This window comes from Flagellimonas halotolerans (genome assembly GCF_035818535.1).
Lineage (GTDB): Bacteria > Bacteroidota > Bacteroidia > Flavobacteriales > Flavobacteriaceae > Flagellimonas > Flagellimonas halotolerans.
In genome coordinates this window covers 193188-210648 of the sequence record NZ_JAYKYV010000002.1, presented here as the reverse complement: position 1 = coordinate 210648, position 17461 = coordinate 193188, and the positions used below count along the sequence as shown (strand labels likewise).

The window sequence follows — 17461 nt, the reverse complement described above, 5'->3', positions numbered from 1 at the left end:
ACACTAATTTAGTAGGGTTTATTTTTGTCAAAAGTAAGCATGCTGATAAGAATCAACCCAAAAGGAAAAGAAAATTATGGCAATTATTATAACAGATGAGTGCATAAATTGTGGTGCTTGCGAGCCAGAATGCCCAAACACAGCAATTTATGAAGGTGCGGATGAATGGAGATATAGTGATGGAACTTCGCTGACCGGCGATGTAGTTTTGCCCAATGGCAAAGAGGTCAATGCCGATGAAGTTCAAGAACCTGTTAGCGATGAGCTTTATTATATAGTTCCGGATAAATGCACGGAATGTCAAGGATTTCATGAAGAACCCCAATGTGCAGCGGTATGCCCTGTGGATTGTTGTGTTCCCGATGAAGACCACGTAGAAAGTGAAGAAGAACTATTGGGCAAGCAAAAGTTTATGCACCCCAATGGCTAAGCAATAAAAAACATTTAATTTAGCCCCGAACCAAGGTTCGGGGTTTTTTTATGCAAGAAAAAGAGAAAGTATACAACGGTATTTGGAAACAAGCGGGATGCATATTGTCCTTGATCGCCATTTTTGGCATCATAGCCTTGGTAGTGATGGGTTTCTATTTACTCATTCAAGGTTATTAGGTTCCAGTACCAAAACTTCAACTTATATTTGCAGCCTCAAAACACAAGAATTTAGATGAAAGCAGGCATTGTAGGATTACCAAACGTAGGAAAATCAACACTTTTCAACTGTTTGTCCAACGCAAAGGCACAAAGTGCCAATTTCCCTTTTTGTACCATAGAACCCAATATTGGTGTGGTTAACGTGCCCGACCAACGCTTGGAGAAATTGGAGGAATTGGTAAATCCCGAGCGTGTGATTCCCGCAACGGTAGAAATTGTGGACATTGCCGGTTTGGTAAAAGGTGCCAGCAAAGGAGAGGGACTTGGAAACCAGTTTTTGGGAAATATCCGCGAAACCGATGCCATTCTGCACGTACTTCGCTGTTTTGATAACGATAATGTAGTGCACGTTGATGGTTCCGTAGACCCGATTCGGGACAAGGAGACCATTGATATGGAATTGCAGTTAAAAGATTTGGAAAGCGTTGAGAAAAAGCTCGACAAAGTAAAGCGTGCCGCCAAAACAGGCAATAAAGAAGCCCAAAAGGAAGAAGCCGTACTTTCTGCGTTAAAAGAAGGTTTGGAAGCTGGAAAATCGGTCAGAGCCATTGAAATTGGCGAAGATGGCCGAGAAGAATTTGTAAAACCATTGCAGTTGATTACGGACAAGCCCGTAATGTATGTTTGTAATGTAGATGAAGGCTCTGCCGTTGATGGCAATGCCTATGTTGAAAAAGTAAAAAAAGTAGTGGCTGACGAAAATGCAGAGGTTATTTTTTTAGCTGTGGGCACTGAGGCCGATATTACCGAATTGGAGACCTATGAAGAGCGCCAAATGTTTTTGGAAGACCTTGGACTCTCCGAGCCCGGTTCTGCCAAATTAATTCGTGGTGCTTATAAATTACTTGATCTGGAAACCTATTTTACTGCTGGGGAGAAAGAGGTCCGCGCATGGACCATTCCCGTAGGGGCAACCGCTCCACAGGCAGCAGGTGTTATCCATACCGATTTTGAAAAGGGCTTTATCCGCGCCGAGGTTATCGCTTACGACGATTACGTAAAATATGGGAGCGAAGCTAAAGTGAAAGAAGCAGGTCGTATGCGCGTGGAAGGCAAAGAATACATTGTTAAGGACGGTGATGTGATGCACTTTAGATTTAACGTTTAAGCACTGGGCATTGTAATTCACCAATCATGTGATTTTCCAATTTATGGGCATGGAATAGCTTTGCTATATGTCCAATAAAGGTTTAGGAATTTTATATGGTATTTTGGGAGTGGTGCTATTCTCTTCCAAAGCCGTAATGGTAAAATTGGCCTACCGTTACAATGTGGATACACTTGATTTACTGTTGTTTCGGATGCTATTTTCCTTGCCGTTTTATATTATTATTCTCTTTTTGATTCGGAAAAAATCCGCAAAACCTCAAATTGAAACCAAAGATTATGCGTGGCTCTTTCTTTTTGGTTTCGTTGGCTACTATTTGGCCAGTTATTTCGATTTTTTGGGGTTGAATTACATCAAAGCAGGATTGGAGCGTATTATTTTATTTGTGTACCCGACCATTGTAGTATTCCTGAGTTGGCTTATTTTTAAACAAAAAATTACCCGAGTTCAATTTATTGCCATTGCCATTACTTATATTGGAGTGTTGATAACCTTTTGGGATGAGTTGGACGTTTCGGGCAACGAAGTTTTATGGGGAGGATTTTTGGTATTGTTAAGCGCCATCACCTACGCCTCCTATTTAGTGGGCAGTGGTTGGTTGATACCAAAATTTGGAGTACTCCGATTCACTTGCTACGCCATGATCGTATCCACCATCTGCATTGTCGTCCATTATTTGGTATCTGGCAACGGAAACTTTATGGATTATCCTTGGCCCGTTTACGTGTATGGTCTAACCATGGCCATTTTTGCCACATTGATTCCATCCTTTTTGGTTTCAGCCGCCATCGAGAGGTTAGGTGCATCCAATTTTTCAATATTGGGAAGCCTGGGCCCCATTTCCACAATTTTACTTGCCTTTGTGTTTTTGAACGAAAAACTCACGTATTGGCAGCTCGTTGGAATGATGGTTGTTATTTTTGGAGTGACCTATCTATCAATCCAAGGAAAAAGGCGGGCTAAAGGCTGATATATATTAACAATTATTGTTTCCTATTGTTGATTACTTTCTACCTTACACCCTTTTATTTTTGCTCCTAAATTTTATATTGCAATGATTAACCCTTAACTAATGGCAGATACCCAATATACTGAGGATAATATCCGTTCGCTGGACTGGAAGGAGCATATTCGTATGCGTCCGGGGATGTATATCGGAAAATTGGGCGACGGTTCCTCCGCAGATGATGGTATTTATATTCTTCTAAAAGAAGTGCTCGATAACTCCATTGATGAATTTGTGATGGGGGCGGGAAAGACCATCGAAATCAACATTAAGGACAATACCGTTCACGTTCGCGACTACGGTCGTGGCATTCCACTGGGAAAAGTGGTGGACGTGGTTTCCAAAATGAATACAGGTGGTAAGTACGATACCCGGGCGTTTAAAAAATCCGTGGGACTGAACGGGGTAGGTACCAAAGCGGTGAATGCACTTTCCTCTTATTTTAGGGTAGAATCCAACCGAGACGGCCAATCCAAATCCGCTGAGTTTGAAACAGGGAATTTGGTCAACGAAGAACTTTTGGGAGAATCTTCCAGAAGAAAGGGGACAAAAGTAAGTTTCATCCCCGACGAATCCATCTTTAAAAAATACAAGTACAGGAACGAGTATGTAGAGCGCATGCTCAAAAACTACGTCTATCTAAATCCCGGTTTGACCATTGTTTTCAATGGTGAAAAATTCCATTCGGAAAATGGTTTAAAGGATTTGTTGGAAGACAATAACAATGACGAGGATTTCCTCTACCCCATCATTCACCTAAAAGGTGATGATATTGAGGTTGCCATGACCCATAGCAAAACCCAATACAGTGAGGAGTATCATTCCTTTGTAAACGGACAGCACACCACACAAGGGGGAACACATCAATCCGCATTTAGGGAAGCCATCGTAAAAACCATTCGTGATTTCTACGGTAAAAATTATGATGCTTCGGATGTTCGGAAATCCATCATTTCCGCAGTTTCCATTAAAGTGATGGAGCCTGTATTCGAGAGCCAGACCAAAACCAAGCTGGGCTCGACCGATATGGGAGGCGATTTGCCTACCGTCCGTACCTACATCAATGATTTTATAGGCACGCATTTGGACAATTACCTCCATAAGAACCAAGCAACTGCCGACGCTCTTCAAAAGAAAATTGTTCAGGCTGAGAAAGAACGTAAAGAACTCTCGGGCATTCGAAAATTGGCCAGGGACCGCGCCAAGAAAGCCAGTCTTCATAATAAAAAGCTAAGAGATTGCCGCATCCATCTGCAGGACATGAAAAAAGACCGCCGTTTGGAGACCACCCTGTTTATTACAGAGGGGGATTCCGCATCGGGTTCCATTACCAAATCCAGGGATGTGAATACGCAGGCGGTATTCAGTTTGCGAGGCAAACCATTGAATTCCTACGGAATGTCCAAAAAAATCGTTTACGAGAACGAAGAATTCAATTTATTGCAAGCGGCACTCAATATCGAGGATTCCATGGAAGACCTCAGATATAACAATATTGTAATTGCAACGGATGCCGATGTGGACGGAATGCACATTCGATTATTGTTGATTACCTTCTTTTTACAATTTTTTCCTGAATTGATCAAAGAAAACCACTTATATATTCTGCAAACCCCATTATTTAGGGTACGTAACAAAAAAGAAACCATTTATTGTTACAGTGATGAAGAGCGAAGAAATGCCATTGAAAAACTCAGCGGAAAACCAGAAATCACCCGATTTAAGGGATTGGGAGAAATTTCTCCGGATGAGTTCAAAAATTTTATCGGTGATGATATTCGCTTGGAACCCGTAATGCTGGACAAAGCTATGAGCATTGATGCACTGCTGAAGTTTTACATGGGAAAAAATACTCCCGACAGGCAAGAATTCATCATCAACAACCTTAAAGTGGAACTTGATTTAGTGGAAGAAAACCAACTACAACCCAAATAAATGCCGACTTTCTAAATGGAAGAAAATGAAGAACTGAACGATGAGAGTTTAGAAAACCATGACGAGTCCCAAGACAGCCTGATCAAGGTAACGGGGATGTACAAGGATTGGTTTTTGGATTATGCCTCGTATGTAATATTGGAGCGTGCCGTACCTGCTATTGAGGATGGGTTTAAGCCCGTGCAGCGCAGGATCATGCATGCGCTAAAGGAACTGGACGATGGCCGATACAACAAAGTGGCCAACGTAGTCGGGCACACCATGCAATACCACCCACATGGTGATGCGAGTATCGCCGATGCCATGGTGCAAATTGGCCAAAAGGATTTACTTATCGACACCCAAGGGAACTGGGGGAACATTTTAACAGGAGACGGAGCAGCGGCACCGCGTTATATCGAGGCCAGATTGTCCAAATTTGCTTTGGAAGTGGTTTATAGTCCAAAAATTACGGAGTGGCAACTTTCTTATGATGGCAGAAAAAAAGAACCTGTAAATCTGCCCGTTAAATTTCCACTTCTTTTGGCTCAAGGAGCCGAGGGCATTGCGGTAGGCCTTTCCACAAAAATACTCCCGCACAACTTTAACGAGTTGATAGATGCATCCATAAAACACCTAAAAGGAAAAAGGTTTACCATTTATCCTGATTTTCCAACGGCAGGGGTCATTGATGTGACCAATTATAATGATGGGATGCGAGGAGGAAAAATCAGGGTGAGGGCAAAAATATCGACCTTGGACAAGAATACCTTGGTCATCAATGAGATACCCTACGGTACCAACACTTCCTCTTTAATTGACTCTATCTTAAAGGCCAATGATAAAGGGAAAATCAAAATAAAAAAGATAGAGGACAACACGGCCGCCGAAGTAGAGATTTTGGTGCATTTGCCCAACGGCATCTCTCCTGATAAAACCATTGATGCCCTCTATGCGTTCACGGCATGCGAATCGTCCATATCCCCGCTTGGCTGTGTGATTGAAGACAACAAGCCCTTATTTATCGGTATTAAGGAGATGCTTGAAAGATCCACTGACAATACTGTGGAACTACTTAAAGCAGAACTTGAAATACAGTTGGACGAGTTGGAGGAGCAATGGCACTTTTCTTCCTTGGAACGAATTTTTATCGAAAACAGGATTTATCGCGAAATAGAAGAAGAGGAAACTTGGGAAGGTGTAATCGAAGCCATAGACAAAGGCTTGAAGCCACACATTTCACATTTAAAAAGAGAGGTGAACCGGGATGATATTGTTCGTTTGACTGAAATACGAATCAAACGAATTTCAAAGTTTGATTTGGACAAGGCACAACAACTTATTGAAAGTTTGGAAGATAGGATTGCCCAGACCAAGCATCACTTGGAGCATTTGGTCGAGTTCGCCATCGACTATTTTAAGGAATTAAAGAAAAAATATGGTGCTGGACGGGAACGTAAATCAGAAATAAAGATTTTTGATGATATTGAAGCCACCAAAGTGGTCATCAGAAACACCAAACTCTATGTAAACCGCAAAGAAGGCTTTATCGGCACCTCTTTAAAGCGGGATGAATACGTTACCGATTGTAGTGATATCGACGACATTATTGTGTTTACTGAGAAAGGGGAGATGATGGTGACCAAAGTGGACTCCAAGGTGTTTGTTGGAAAAAACATTATCCATGTGGCCGTTTTCAAAAAGAAGGACAAGCGCACCACTTACAATATGATCTACAAGCTCATGAAAGGTGGGCCAAGCTACATCAAAAGGTTTAATGTCACCAGTATGACAAGGGACAAAATTTATCAACTGGCTGGGGATAAGCCATCCGCAGAAGTACTTTATTTTTCAGCAAACCCAAATGGTGAAGCTGAGGTGGTCACGGTAATGTTACGCCAATCAGGCAGTATCAAAAAATTAAAATGGGATTTGGATTTTTCCGATGTTCTAATCAAGGGAAGGGGCTCCAAAGGAAATTTAGTCACCAAATATGCCGTAAAACGCATCGAACTAAAAGAAAAAGGCGTGTCTACACTTAAACCAAGAAAAATTTGGTTCGATGATGTGGTAAGTCGCCTTAATGTGGATGGACGAGGGGAGTTGCTCGGTGAGTTCCGGGGCGACGACCTATTGTTGGTGATAGACCAGAAGGGGATTGTAAAAACCATTCCGCCAGATTTACTGACAAGATTTAATGACGATATGATCGTGTTGGAAAAGTGGAATCCCGACAAACCTATTTCGGTAGTGCACTACGTAGGTGATAAGGAACGTTTTTACTTGAAAAGGTTTTTGGTGGAAAGCCCCAACAAAGAAGAGGTGGTGATCTCCGAAGATTCAAAATCGTATTTGGAGCTGGTATCTACCGACTGGAGACCCATGTTGGAAATTGAATTTGTTAAGCCCAGAGGCAAAGACCCTAAACCAAACCAAGAAATAAACGTGGAAGAATTTATTGCCGTAAAAGGCATAAAAGCACTTGGAAATCAGCTTACTCCAGAAAAAGTGAAAAATATAAATGTTTTGGATTCCTTACCTTACGAGGAACCCGAGGAACAAAAAACCGAAGACATTGAAGTAGTGGATGAAGAGCAAATAGACAACGATGATAATGATATTGGCACTAAGAATGACAGTTCTGACCAAACCACTTTGTTTTGATGTGATTTATGGCTAATTTTCACGCGAGTTACACACTTTACAAGCAGACCGATTAATACATCTATATGGATTTTACAAACCCACTGGTATATGGTGTACCAGTATTTATTGCCTTTATTTTATTAGAATTAACTTACAGTAAAACCCATGATCACGAACACCACGATCTTTATAACTGGAAAGATTTAGCGGCCAGTGGTTTTATGGGGATTGGCTCTGCTATCCTTGGGCCTTTGTTCAAGGTTGCCTTTGCCATACTCCTTTTTGAAGGGACCTATGAGTTGTTCAATCCAGTTGTTGGAGGAGTAAGAACCAACATTATGGGGTATGAATCCTTTGGATATGCATGGTACGTTTGGATTCTTTGTCAATTGGGAGACGATTTCACCTATTATTGGTTCCATAGGGCCAATCACGAGGTCCGTATTTTATGGGCTGCACATATAGTGCATCATTCTTCCGATAATTTTAATTTAGGTACGGCGATAAGAAACGGATGGTTCACTATTTTATACAAACCCTTCTTTTACTTATGGTTGCCTGCAATTGGTTTTCCACCGGAAATGGTACTGGTATGTTTAGGGATTGAAGCATTATGGCAATTTCAATTGCACACGGTTTACGTTCCCAAACTCGGATTTTTGGAAAAAATATTCAACACACACACCATGCACCAAGTACACCACGCACAAAATGTAGAGTACCTAGATAAAAACCACGGCGGTTTCTTGAATATTTTCGATAAAATATTTGGCACATGGAAGGAGCTTGATGATGATGTCGATGTTAAGTACGGCGTAATCCATGCTCCAGAATCATACAATCCCGTAGTTATCCTTACCCACGAATTCAAGGATATTTGGAACGATGTCAAAAAATCGAAAAAACTCTCCCATAAATTAATGTACATTTTTGGCCCTCCAGGATGGAGCCACGATGGTAGCACTTTAACAGTGAAGCAACAACAGCGATTGTTCAAAAAACAAAAGGAAGCCAGCCCAGAACTTGCTTACCAAAGACCCAACTGATTTTTATAAATCCAAATTATTGAATTTGCGACTCCCTAAATCAATCTATTTTATGGGCTGTCCCTTTAAACTTGCGATTATCGCCAACTACGCTGTACTCAAAAGTGTATGAAGACTCAGTAGTGGTCAATATTTTGATGTGAATCGGTTTTTCTTCTGCCTTGTTCTTGGGGTTCAAGTTTTTTAGCACATATTCACAATCGTTTATCCAGCGAACCGATGAAGAATCCGTTTCCCCTTCAAATTCATCCACTTCCAAATCTGTGGTTCTGTTGAATGTGGTTTTCTTCTCTTCACCATTTATGATTGCGGTGAACGAAAATTTACCAGTTTTAAAATCGTTACAATTACGTTGTGGCGGCTGCCCACAGGCCAAAAACAATAGTATCATTGACCCAAAAAGAAGATGTTTTGTCATACCTACAAAGTAACGGAAAGTAGTTGAAAGGGTCAATCCTTTTTTGTGTTGTAAACCTCAAAAGTACCATCGGAATAAAACATAACTATCTTATACGGGTTTTTGGACTGTAGCTCGTGCTTCTTTTCTTTAGAAAAGGGAATGACAAAATCATCTACATACGGTTCTTCTATCTTTTTAGTGATTTTAGTGTCATTGATTTCAGCCTGATCGGCGCTTTCCTTTGGAAATCGTCCCTCACCCTTTAACAGCCAATACAAATCCACTTCGGGGTAGGTGTTGACCAATTTCATCACAAAATCCAAGCTAGGCTTATTTCGTCCGTTCAACAAGTGGGAGATGCTCGAACGCTGCACACCAATCTCGTCGGCAAAGGCAGAAACAGATAACTCCAAATGCTCGATAACAGTTTCTATACGGGTTACAATCTCTTTGTTCACAATTGTAAATTTTTTAATATCTAAGATAGCACAATTCAAATTAAGATAGAGAATACACCATGAATTAAATTATTTTTTTTAAATTAAGAATTCAAATAACTAATTATAAATTACTGATATAATGTTATTTATGTAAAGATGTAAAATTATTGTTTACATTTATCACAAAAGGAAGGGGGGACACATCAATTTGAGTTACAAATGTGTCACGATGTGATTCAAAATTGATTACAATTGTAAAATTTAGGTTGGTTACTTTTGTAAACTTTAATTCCGAAACTTCATGCTTGATTATTCATTATATAAAGAGAAGTCCATTCAAGGTAGATACATTAACACAGCATCCATTCAGCCTTGTTTCTCCAAACTATCATCACCTTTAATCCATATCGGGGATTCCGTCAATGGCATTAAAATAAATGCTCTTAAAATGGGGACGGGAAAAAAGAAGGTGCTTATTTGGTCCCAAATGCATGGCAACGAATCAACCACGACCAAGGCGGTATGGGACATGGTCAATTTTATGCAATCGGAGGAAGCATTGGCCAGGTCAATTTTAAAGGAATGTACCTTAATGGTTATACCCATGCTAAACCCGGATGGGGCCAATGAGTATACCCGCGAGAATATAAATAAAGTTGATTTGAACCGCGATGCTAAAAATTTGACACAGCCCGAAAGCATAGCTTTCCGGAAACTGTTTGAATCGTTTCAGCCGGATTTTTGTTTTAACCTACATGATCAGCGCACCCTGTTTAGTGCCGGTAAAACGGACAAACCGGCGACGGTCTCTTTTTTATCCCCGGCAAGCAACCCAGAACGCCACATTACCCCCGCAAGGGAAGTGGCCATGAAACTGATTATTGGTATGGACGCCATGTTGCAAAAACATATTCCGGGGCAGGTGGGCAGGTACGATGACGGATTCAACGATAATTGCATTGGAGATACACTGCAAATGTTGGGGGTGCCGACCATTTTGTTTGAGTCCGGCCATTATCCCAAAGACTATGAGCGGGAGAAAACCCGAGAGTTAATTTTTTTATCGATTGTAGAAGCGTTGAAAATTATTGCCACAGATAAAATCGACGACTATAAAACAGGTGATTATTTTTCAATTCCAGGTAACCATAAGTTATTTTTTGATGTGCTGGTAAAGCATCCAGAGGCGGTAAATCCTGAATTTGATGCAGGACATTCGGTAGGAATTCGATATAAGGAAGTGTTGAAAAACGACAAAATCGTTTTTAAGCCGGAAATAGCGGAAATTGGCCCTCTTGAAGGTTTTTACGGACATCAAACCATAGAATGTGTTGATACCAAGGATTTTGGATTTGCAGCTTCCCAAAACGAAATTCTTGATTTACTCCTGAAAATCAATAAATAAAAATCATTTCTCAAAGGTTCTTGCATATTATTTAAAAAAGAACCATTTTTATTACGTAAATTTCCTTTTTTAACTATTTTTGCTGCAAAATTCAATGTAATGACCAAAGTAAAACTTGACGAGATAGATCACCAGATACTGGATATGTTAATCGATAATACTCGTACACCTTTTACGGACATCGCAAAAAAATTGTTGATTTCCGCAGGTACGGTTCATGTCCGTGTCAAAAAAATGGAGGAATCCGGGATTATTAAAGGTTCTTCCCTTACGCTGGACTATGTCAAATTGGGTTATTCCTTTATCGCCTATGTTGGTATATTCTTGGAAAAAACACACCAGACAAAATTTGTGCTGGAAAGGTTGAGCCAAATACCATACGTTACCGTGGCCCATATAACAACAGGCAAATTCAATATTTTTTGTAAAATAAGGGCCAGAGATACTACACATGCCAAAAATATTATTTTTAAGATAGATGATATCGAAGGTATCAGCAGAACTGAGACCATGATTTCTTTGGAAGAGAGCATTAACGATAAAAGACGTTTAATGCACACTATTTTCAACGAGTTATAATTCCATTATACATATTATGGTGCTTTCGGACCTGCCCTCTTCGGAATACAATCCATTTTACCAGACCTATATTATGGCACTGGGAAATGTAGATTTAATGAAAGAACTAAGAAAGGGAAAGGACGATTTTTTGACCTTACTGCAACAAACCCCAGAAGAAAAACTTAATTATGCTTATGCAGGGGACAAATGGTCCTTAGCGGAAGTATTAGTGCATGTTATAGACACGGAGCGAATATTCCAATACCGTGCACTTTGTATTGCAAGAAACGATAAAACCCCACTACCAGGGTTTGACCAAGATACTTATGTACCGTATTCCAACGCCGATAAAAGATCCCCAAAAAACTTGATGGAGGAATATAAAGCGGTTAGGGATTCCACAATTTTTCTTTTTAATTCCTTTGACGAAAAAACGATTAAAAGGGTTGGAGTGGCCAGTGGGTCCAAAATGAGTGTGCGGGCACTGGGCTTTATCATAAGCGGACATCAAGCACACCATATTCGGATTATAAAGGAACGCTATTTGGCCTAAATCAATATTGGTCTTCGCTTTCCAAATCATCTGAAGTAGGTTCCAAGCCTTCAAACGAGTCGTCTTCAAAATCAGAAACCACCAATTCTTTGTCAAGTTCCTTTTCAATGGTCTCTTCAAAATTTGAAATGAAGTTGGAAAGGCTCTTGCTGATTTTTACCAAGTAGATGATATCTGCCGTTTTTACTTCCACGGCCTCTATGACCTCCCCATTTGGTTTTTTAATGGTAATAACATCGTCATCACCATAACCATCAGGATAAGAATCAATCAATATGGCTACTACCTTGTTGTCCAGCTTTTTGTAGTCTATCAAAATCCGTTTCATAAGGGTTGGTTTTTAAATGTATTCCTAAACTAGGGATTTTTGAATTTGGTGGACCCAAAGAGTTGTAAACGAAAAAAATAAGTATGCGAAGTGTTTATTCCTTGTAGTAAGCAAAAGCTTTTTGGAATAATTCTTCGGGAACTTTAATATCCGTAACGGCTTTACCGATGGAATGTAGCAATACAAAATTTACGTTCCCATGAGAATTCTTTTTATCGTATTTAAGTAATTGAAGAATGGCATCAATATCGTCATCGGTAAAGTCCACTTTCTCAAAATGGGTCAAAAATATTTTTTTGATTTCATCCAACGATAATTTGGAAAGTCCCTGGAGCTCGTGCGACAAATACCCCTCCAAAATCATTCCTGCCGCAATGGCTTCACCGTGCAACAAGGTTTTCTTGTCATGATTGTCCAAACAATACGATTCAATGGCGTGCCCCAAGGTGTGTCCAAAATTTAAGATTTTACGCAACCCTTTTTCGGTAGGGTCTTGAAGAACAACCTCATTTTTAAGGGCAATGGATTTTTGAATGCATGCAGCATCTGTAAAATTACTTTTTTCAGCTAAACTGTTCCAGTACGCTTTATCCATTATAAGCCCGTGTTTCAGCATCTCTGCATATCCACTTTTTACCTGACGTGGGTCTAGGGTCTTTAAAAATTCTGGAAAAATCAGCACCATTTGGGGTTGGTTGATCACACCTATCTGGTTTTTTAAGGATCCCAAATCAACACCTGTTTTGCCACCGATGGACGCATCTACCATAGAAAGTAGAGTAGTGGGGATATTTATAAAATCAATCCCCCGCTTAAAAGTAGAAGCCACAAAGCCTCCCATATCGGTAAGCACCCCGCCACCAAGATTGATCAGTAGGCTTTTTCGGTCACCATCCAAATTGGAAAGATCTTCCCAAAGTTGCAAACAGGTATGAATATGTTTGTTTTCTTCCCCTGATCGGATTTCCAAGATAAAATCAACAGAGCCGTCAAACATTTTTTTAAAAAAAGGCAAGCAATGCTCCTTGGTGTTTTCATCCACCAAAACAAATATTTTGGAGTAACTACTTTTAGCAATGTGCTGGTTAAGAGCAGCTTTTGCCAATTCGCCAATATGTACCTCGTAAGACTGTGATTTAACCGATTCCATAATTTAAATTTCACTGCTAAATAAAGACTATTTTTATATAAATGGTTCTAATTTGCCTACTTATCTTTGAATCTTTAATGGATATCAAAGAATGCGACCTAATTTTGAGAATACTGCAATAGCTTTTGAGCTTAAGTCGGACTCCCAGCTGGAGCGAGCCTATTTCCTTTTTAAATTGATTTCCAACGAACCTTTGGTTCGTATTGGAACCGCTGTGACCAATTTTGCCATTAAGGCCCATTTACCTGTTGAGGGGTTGATCAGGGCTACCGTGTTCGACCATTTTTGTGGTGGGGTGAACGAGGAAGATTGTCTCCCTATTATTGATAATATGTATGGCAATGGGGTCTGTTCTATTTTGGATTATTCGGCCGAGGGCAAAGAGGTGGACAATCAATTTGATTTTGCCATGGAAAAGACCTTGGATATTCTGGATTTTGTGAAGGAAAAAGATGCGATGCCCTTTGCAGTTTTTAAGCCCACAGGATTTGGCCGCTTTAAATTGTTCGAAAAAATTTCTACACAAAGCGAATTGAATGAAGATGAAAAAGCGGAATGGGGAAGAATAGTGAACCGATTCGAAAAAGTTTGTCAAAAAGCACACAAACTGGATGTTGCGTTGTTGATAGACGCCGAGGAAAGTTGGATGCAAGATGCCGCAGATGATTTGGTCCTTGATATGATGCGCAAATACAACAAGGAAAAAACTATCGTTTTCAATACCTTTCAAATGTACCGTTGGGACCGAATGGATTACATTAAAAAACTCTATGGGCTGGCTTCTGATGAAGGGTTTAAGATAGGCGCCAAAGTGGTGCGGGGAGCCTATATGGAGAAGGAGAACGACCGAGCGAACGACAAGGGCTACGAAAGCCCGATTTGCAAGTCCAAACAAGAAACAGACGAAAACTTTGATGCCTCCATTACATACATGATGGAGCATTTAAACCAATTTACCATTTTCGCCGGCACCCATAATGAGCAAAGTACCCTCAAACTAATTGATTTGATGGAAAAGCAGGGTGTGCCTACCAACGACGAACGGATTTGGTTTGGTCAATTGTTTGGTATGAGCGACCATATCACCTATAATTTGGCCGCCCATGGCTATAATGCTGTAAAATATGTTCCGTATGGTCCTGTCAGGGATGTAATGCCCTACCTAATCAGAAGGGCAGAGGAGAATACTTCGGTCGCTGGGCAAACCTCAAGGGAACTGGCTTTGATAACCAAGGAGCGGAAGCGTAGGAGGTTGGGGGATTAATTTAGATGTTCTACTTTTTCAACAGTAACTTCCTCCTCACAACTCTTGGCCTTTAATTCCAACTCTTCACCATTGTATTCATGTGAGATAAAATACGTCTTGCACGGTTCGGATTTGGTGTCACTTTTACCAAAATCCACGTCTCCAACCTCTAAAAAGGACTGGATCAGCAAAGTGTCTCGATATTGCTCGGGCAGGGATTCGGAGAAAGTCAACGGTTTGGAGCGCATATCCTTGAGTACCCTGCAATTAGGGAAGTAGCAGAAATCCAACCCCTCTTCACCCGATTTTTTCTTCAAAATAAAAACCAAAAAAATCAATCCTATGGACAGTCCCACTAGGTACCATCCCAATCGTTTCAAAAATGCCATCTACATTAAAAAATAAGAAAATTAATATCGTTATAACTCAAGCCGAACCAATCGCCCACAGATTTGTTGGTCAATATACCGTGGTACATGTAAAGTCCGTTGCGCAAGCCTTTATCAAACCGAAGTGAATGTTCCAGACCGCCCTCCTCGCCAATTTTTAATAAATAGGGCGTAAAAATATTACTTATGGAAATAGACGATGTTCTCGGGTACCTCGATGGAATATTGGGAACACCATAATGGACCACCCCATATTTCTCAAAAGTGGGTTTTCTGTGTGTGGTCACTTCGGAGGTTTCAAAACAACCGCCCATGTCAATGCTCACATCAATGATTACCGCTCCTTTTTTCATGTTCTCCACCATGGAACTGGACACGACTACGGGAGAACGGTCCTTTCCGCGGGTGGCTCCAATGGCAACATCGCAACGTTTTAAGGACTTGATCAAATTTTTGGGTTGCACCGTAGAGGTGTACAATGTTTGGTTAAGGTTGGTTTGCAGGTTTCTGAGCTTACTGATGGAATTATCAAAAACCTTTACATTGGCCCCAAGCCCTAAGGCAGACCTGGCCGCAAACTCACCTACGGTTCCGGCTCCAATAATGACCACTTCAACGGGAGGTACTCCGCTAATATTTCCAAACATTAATCCGTTGCCCGTACTGGGGTTTGCCATCAATTCCGAGGCAATTAAAATGGAGGAAATTCCTGCAATCTCGCTCAACGACCGAACGGCTGGATAATTTCCATCATCATCCCGAATGTATTCAAAAGCGATAGCCGTCAGTCGTTTTTTGGCCATGATCTCAAAATACTCCTTGTTCTGGGTCTTGATCTGCAAGGCAGAAATAATGATGGTCTGTGGATTTAATATATCTATTTCCGAAAGGGTGGGGGGCTCCACTTTTAAAATTAAGGGGCAGGAGAACACTTTTTTGGTATCCCTTGTAATTTCCGCCCCTGCATTTGTATAGTCCAGATCCGAAAAATTGGCACCCTCTCCAGCTCCGGATTCCACCAATACCCGATGTCCGTGTGCCGTAATGGCGTTAACTGCGTCCGGGGTAAGGCATACCCGCTTTTCTTGATACTGGTTTTCTTTTGGAATGCCTATAAAAAGTTCTCCCTTTTGTTTTACAACCTCTAAGGTTTCTTCTTGGGGGAGCAATTGTTGTTTGCTAAATGGAGATGACGCTTGGCTCATAAACGGTAAATCTATTCATAATACCGCCAGGTATTAAAACAAATTTACATTTTTTTTGAAGCAGTCTTTTGACGCTGTTCCAGTTTCTCGCGTTCTTTACGCAATTCTTCTTTTTCCTTGAGTATTTGAAGTTCGGTATCCATGGCCTCCAAGTCAATACCATGTACGTGCTTGTCAACCAGTTTTACCCTAATAAAATAAACTATAGGCACTATAACCATGGTAACGGCAATCACATATAAAATTTCGTTTTCGTCTATTCGTTTACTATTGGAGTAATTCAATACAGTGAACAATTGAAAACTGTACATGGCAATCGGAATCAATATGGCATGGTACCACCAATCCTTTGACGTTATAAACCATATGATTAACAGAAACAAGGGAACCACTTTGGTTAGATAAAAATAAATTGCTGTACTCACATCTCCGAAATTATTCTCAGTAAATGTAATCCCTAAAAAGGTCCAAGAAACAGCTTCTTGCGGTAAATACTTGTAACTATAAAAAATTAGGGGAGAAATAGCTATGAATAAAGCTATGAATCCCTCTATAACAAAGCGCTTTTTTATGGTAGACTTTTTGCTCATTACTTTTGTAAACTCAAAAAACCCAAGATTATTGTAAAAAAAAATCCCTTTTCGAAAAAAGGGATTGTTGCTTGTGGATTAAAAGTCCGTCTAAACTTTAACGATTTTAGACTTTTCAATGCTTACTGTTTGATCTTTGTCAATTTTAACAACGCTTGTCGAAACAGCGGTCATTGCCAAAAATGCAACAGCTAGCAATCCAAAAAAAACTTTTTTAGTGTTCATCGTAAAAGAGTTTTTGGTTAATAAATGAATTCATTTCAGAACAAATGTAGGAAAATATTTCAGCCCACCATGCTTTTTGTCGGTAAAATTGGTTTTTAAACGAAAAAAACATACGCTTTATCGAAATAAGCTTGCTCTAAACAATAATTACGATGAAGATACCTAGATGGTTTCTTAAGAAATATTTAACTCGATTGAACGTGTGCTTTCCTCGACAAAGTGCAAGAATACCCCCACAGCATCCTCTGGAAGCAAAGACGAGATTTTATTTGGCCACTCGATAAACAACCAAACACCCGAATTCAAATAATCTTCCAAGCCCATGTCCAAGGCTTCCATTTCATCATTTAGTCTGTAAAAATCAAAATGGTAAGCTATAAGGGTGTCCTTATTATCATGGTATTCGTTCACCAAACCAAAGGTGGGGCTGCTGGCCACATCCACCGCTCCAAGTTCTTTTACCAAGGCTTTTACCAAAGTAGTCTTGCCAACTCCCATATCACCATACAAACAAAGCACCTTGTTCGGTGCTTTTTCCAGTAGCTCTTTGGCAACCTCACGGATTTCACTCAGTTCAAAATTTCTTTTCAAAATAGAT

The 17461-nt window shown here is 40.3% G+C and carries 19 protein-coding genes; 10 read left to right on the top strand and 9 right to left on the bottom strand.

All coding sequences use genetic code 11. The features are described 5' to 3' along the window. Positions 1–76 precede the first annotated feature (76 nt). From VM932_RS04125 to VM932_RS04100, 6 genes are all read left to right on the top strand, one after another. On the top strand, positions 77–430 hold the full coding sequence (locus tag VM932_RS04125; protein ID WP_326277298.1) for a 4Fe-4S dicluster domain-containing protein: 354 nt from the start codon (positions 77–79) through the stop codon (positions 428–430). Between the two features lie 234 nt (positions 431–664). Then, positions 665–1759 (top strand): redox-regulated ATPase YchF, encoded by a 1095-nt coding sequence (gene ychF / locus VM932_RS04120; RefSeq protein ID WP_326277297.1) that lies wholly within the window; start codon positions 665–667, stop codon positions 1757–1759. Positions 1760–1826: 67 nt separating this feature from the next. Beyond that, a complete protein-coding gene (locus tag VM932_RS04115; protein WP_326277296.1) occupies positions 1827–2729 on the top strand; it encodes a DMT family transporter in 903 nt (300 codons plus the stop codon). A 102-nt stretch (positions 2730–2831) separates the two neighbouring features. Then, positions 2832–4700 (top strand): DNA topoisomerase IV subunit B, encoded by a 1869-nt coding sequence (locus VM932_RS04110; protein WP_326277295.1) that lies wholly within the window; start codon positions 2832–2834, stop codon positions 4698–4700. Between the two features lie 15 nt (positions 4701–4715). After that, positions 4716–7343 carry a DNA gyrase/topoisomerase IV subunit A gene (locus tag VM932_RS04105; protein WP_293163040.1) on the top strand — a complete coding sequence of 876 codons (2628 nt, stop codon included), beginning with the start codon at positions 4716–4718 and terminating at the stop codon, positions 7341–7343. Positions 7344–7408: 65 nt separating this feature from the next. Next, on the top strand, positions 7409–8371 hold the full coding sequence (locus VM932_RS04100) for a sterol desaturase family protein (RefSeq protein ID WP_293163043.1): 963 nt from the start codon (positions 7409–7411) through the stop codon (positions 8369–8371). A gap of 40 nt (positions 8372–8411) precedes the next feature. On the opposite strand, the gene VM932_RS04095 is transcribed toward VM932_RS04100, so the two are convergent. Together VM932_RS04095 and VM932_RS04090 are read right to left on the bottom strand one after the other, a co-directional pair. Further along, complete coding sequence (locus tag VM932_RS04095; RefSeq protein WP_326277294.1) at positions 8412–8762, bottom strand: DNA topoisomerase IV; 351 nt, start codon at positions 8760–8762, stop codon at positions 8412–8414. A gap of 59 nt (positions 8763–8821) precedes the next feature. Continuing rightward, positions 8822–9229, bottom strand: a complete 408-nt coding sequence (locus tag VM932_RS04090) for a helix-turn-helix transcriptional regulator (RefSeq protein WP_326277293.1) — start codon at positions 9227–9229, stop codon at positions 8822–8824. 283 nt (positions 9230–9512) lie between these two features. On the opposite strand from VM932_RS04090, the gene VM932_RS04085 reads away from it, so the two are divergent. From VM932_RS04085 to VM932_RS04075, 3 genes are all read left to right on the top strand, one after another. After that, on the top strand, positions 9513–10616 hold the full coding sequence (locus tag VM932_RS04085; protein ID WP_326277292.1) for a M14 family metallopeptidase: 1104 nt from the start codon (positions 9513–9515) through the stop codon (positions 10614–10616). A 99-nt stretch (positions 10617–10715) separates the two neighbouring features. Continuing rightward, positions 10716–11195 (top strand): Lrp/AsnC family transcriptional regulator, encoded by a 480-nt coding sequence (locus tag VM932_RS04080; RefSeq protein WP_293163054.1) that lies wholly within the window; start codon positions 10716–10718, stop codon positions 11193–11195. 16 nt (positions 11196–11211) lie between these two features. Continuing rightward, the gene (locus tag VM932_RS04075) at positions 11212–11730 is read left to right on the top strand and encodes a DinB family protein (protein WP_326277291.1); all 519 of its coding nucleotides are present in this window, start codon (positions 11212–11214) and stop codon (positions 11728–11730) included. A 1-nt stretch (position 11731) separates the two neighbouring features. On the opposite strand, the gene VM932_RS04070 is transcribed toward VM932_RS04075, so the two are convergent. Continuing rightward, on the bottom strand, positions 11732–12058 hold the full coding sequence (locus VM932_RS04070; RefSeq protein ID WP_326277290.1) for a hypothetical protein: 327 nt from the start codon (positions 12056–12058) through the stop codon (positions 11732–11734). A 94-nt stretch (positions 12059–12152) separates the two neighbouring features. After that, positions 12153–13208, bottom strand: coding sequence for a 3-dehydroquinate synthase (gene aroB / locus VM932_RS04065; RefSeq protein ID WP_326277289.1), 1056 nt, complete (start codon positions 13206–13208; stop codon positions 12153–12155). Between the two features lie 91 nt (positions 13209–13299). On the opposite strand from aroB, the gene VM932_RS04060 reads away from it, so the two are divergent. Further along, complete coding sequence (locus VM932_RS04060; RefSeq protein ID WP_326277288.1) at positions 13300–14472, top strand: proline dehydrogenase family protein; 1173 nt, start codon at positions 13300–13302, stop codon at positions 14470–14472. Here the strand turns inward: VM932_RS04060 and VM932_RS04055 are convergent. The 5 genes from VM932_RS04055 to tsaE all read right to left on the bottom strand — a co-directional run bounded on the left by VM932_RS04055 (position 14469) and on the right by tsaE (position 17454). Then, complete coding sequence (locus VM932_RS04055; RefSeq protein WP_326277287.1) at positions 14469–14843, bottom strand: DUF4258 domain-containing protein; 375 nt, start codon at positions 14841–14843, stop codon at positions 14469–14471. The two genes, VM932_RS04060 and VM932_RS04055, sit on opposite strands and share 4 nt — an antisense overlap. 5 nt (positions 14844–14848) lie before the next feature. Continuing rightward, the gene (locus VM932_RS04050) at positions 14849–16048 is read right to left on the bottom strand and encodes an alanine dehydrogenase (RefSeq protein WP_326277286.1); all 1200 of its coding nucleotides are present in this window, start codon (positions 16046–16048) and stop codon (positions 14849–14851) included. Between the two features lie 44 nt (positions 16049–16092). Then, a complete protein-coding gene (locus VM932_RS04045; protein ID WP_326277285.1) occupies positions 16093–16638 on the bottom strand; it encodes a hypothetical protein in 546 nt (181 codons plus the stop codon). Positions 16639–16728: 90 nt separating this feature from the next. Then, entirely contained in the window at positions 16729–16863 is a 135-nt protein-coding gene (locus tag VM932_RS04040; RefSeq protein WP_326277284.1) for a hypothetical protein, read from the bottom strand. 174 nt (positions 16864–17037) lie between these two features. Beyond that, a complete protein-coding gene (gene tsaE, locus VM932_RS04035) occupies positions 17038–17454 on the bottom strand; it encodes a tRNA (adenosine(37)-N6)-threonylcarbamoyltransferase complex ATPase subunit type 1 TsaE (protein ID WP_326277283.1) in 417 nt (138 codons plus the stop codon). Positions 17455–17461: the final 7 nt, after the last annotated feature.

Excerpts from the sequence above, each read along its gene's own strand:
- VM932_RS04115 (WP_326277296.1), top strand. The coding sequence starts at position 1,827 with ATGTCCAATAAAGGTTTAGGAATTTTATATGGTATTTTGGGAGTGGTG.
- VM932_RS04055 (WP_326277287.1), bottom strand. The coding sequence starts at position 14,843 with ATGGCATTTTTGAAACGATTGGGATGGTACCTAGTGGGACTGTCCATA.
- VM932_RS04095 (WP_326277294.1), bottom strand. The coding sequence starts at position 8,762 with ATGATACTATTGTTTTTGGCCTGTGGGCAGCCGCCACAACGTAATTGT.
- VM932_RS04075 (WP_326277291.1), top strand. The coding sequence starts at position 11,212 with ATGGTGCTTTCGGACCTGCCCTCTTCGGAATACAATCCATTTTACCAG.
- VM932_RS04110 (WP_326277295.1), top strand. The coding sequence starts at position 2,832 with ATGGCAGATACCCAATATACTGAGGATAATATCCGTTCGCTGGACTGG.
- VM932_RS04060 (WP_326277288.1), top strand. The coding sequence starts at position 13,300 with ATGCGACCTAATTTTGAGAATACTGCAATAGCTTTTGAGCTTAAGTCG.
- VM932_RS04100 (WP_293163043.1), top strand. The coding sequence starts at position 7,409 with ATGGATTTTACAAACCCACTGGTATATGGTGTACCAGTATTTATTGCC.
- VM932_RS04045 (WP_326277285.1), bottom strand. The coding sequence starts at position 16,638 with ATGAGCAAAAAGTCTACCATAAAAAAGCGCTTTGTTATAGAGGGATTC.
- VM932_RS04085 (WP_326277292.1), top strand. The coding sequence starts at position 9,513 with ATGCTTGATTATTCATTATATAAAGAGAAGTCCATTCAAGGTAGATAC.
- VM932_RS04050 (WP_326277286.1), bottom strand. The coding sequence starts at position 16,048 with ATGAGCCAAGCGTCATCTCCATTTAGCAAACAACAATTGCTCCCCCAA.
- VM932_RS04105 (WP_293163040.1), top strand. The coding sequence starts at position 4,716 with ATGGAAGAAAATGAAGAACTGAACGATGAGAGTTTAGAAAACCATGAC.
- aroB (WP_326277289.1), bottom strand. The coding sequence starts at position 13,208 with ATGGAATCGGTTAAATCACAGTCTTACGAGGTACATATTGGCGAATTG.
- VM932_RS04070 (WP_326277290.1), bottom strand. The coding sequence starts at position 12,058 with ATGAAACGGATTTTGATAGACTACAAAAAGCTGGACAACAAGGTAGTA.
- VM932_RS04040 (WP_326277284.1), bottom strand. The coding sequence starts at position 16,863 with ATGAACACTAAAAAAGTTTTTTTTGGATTGCTAGCTGTTGCATTTTTG.
- VM932_RS04080 (WP_293163054.1), top strand. The coding sequence starts at position 10,716 with ATGACCAAAGTAAAACTTGACGAGATAGATCACCAGATACTGGATATG.
- ychF (WP_326277297.1), top strand. The coding sequence starts at position 665 with ATGAAAGCAGGCATTGTAGGATTACCAAACGTAGGAAAATCAACACTT.
- VM932_RS04125 (WP_326277298.1), top strand. The coding sequence starts at position 77 with ATGGCAATTATTATAACAGATGAGTGCATAAATTGTGGTGCTTGCGAG.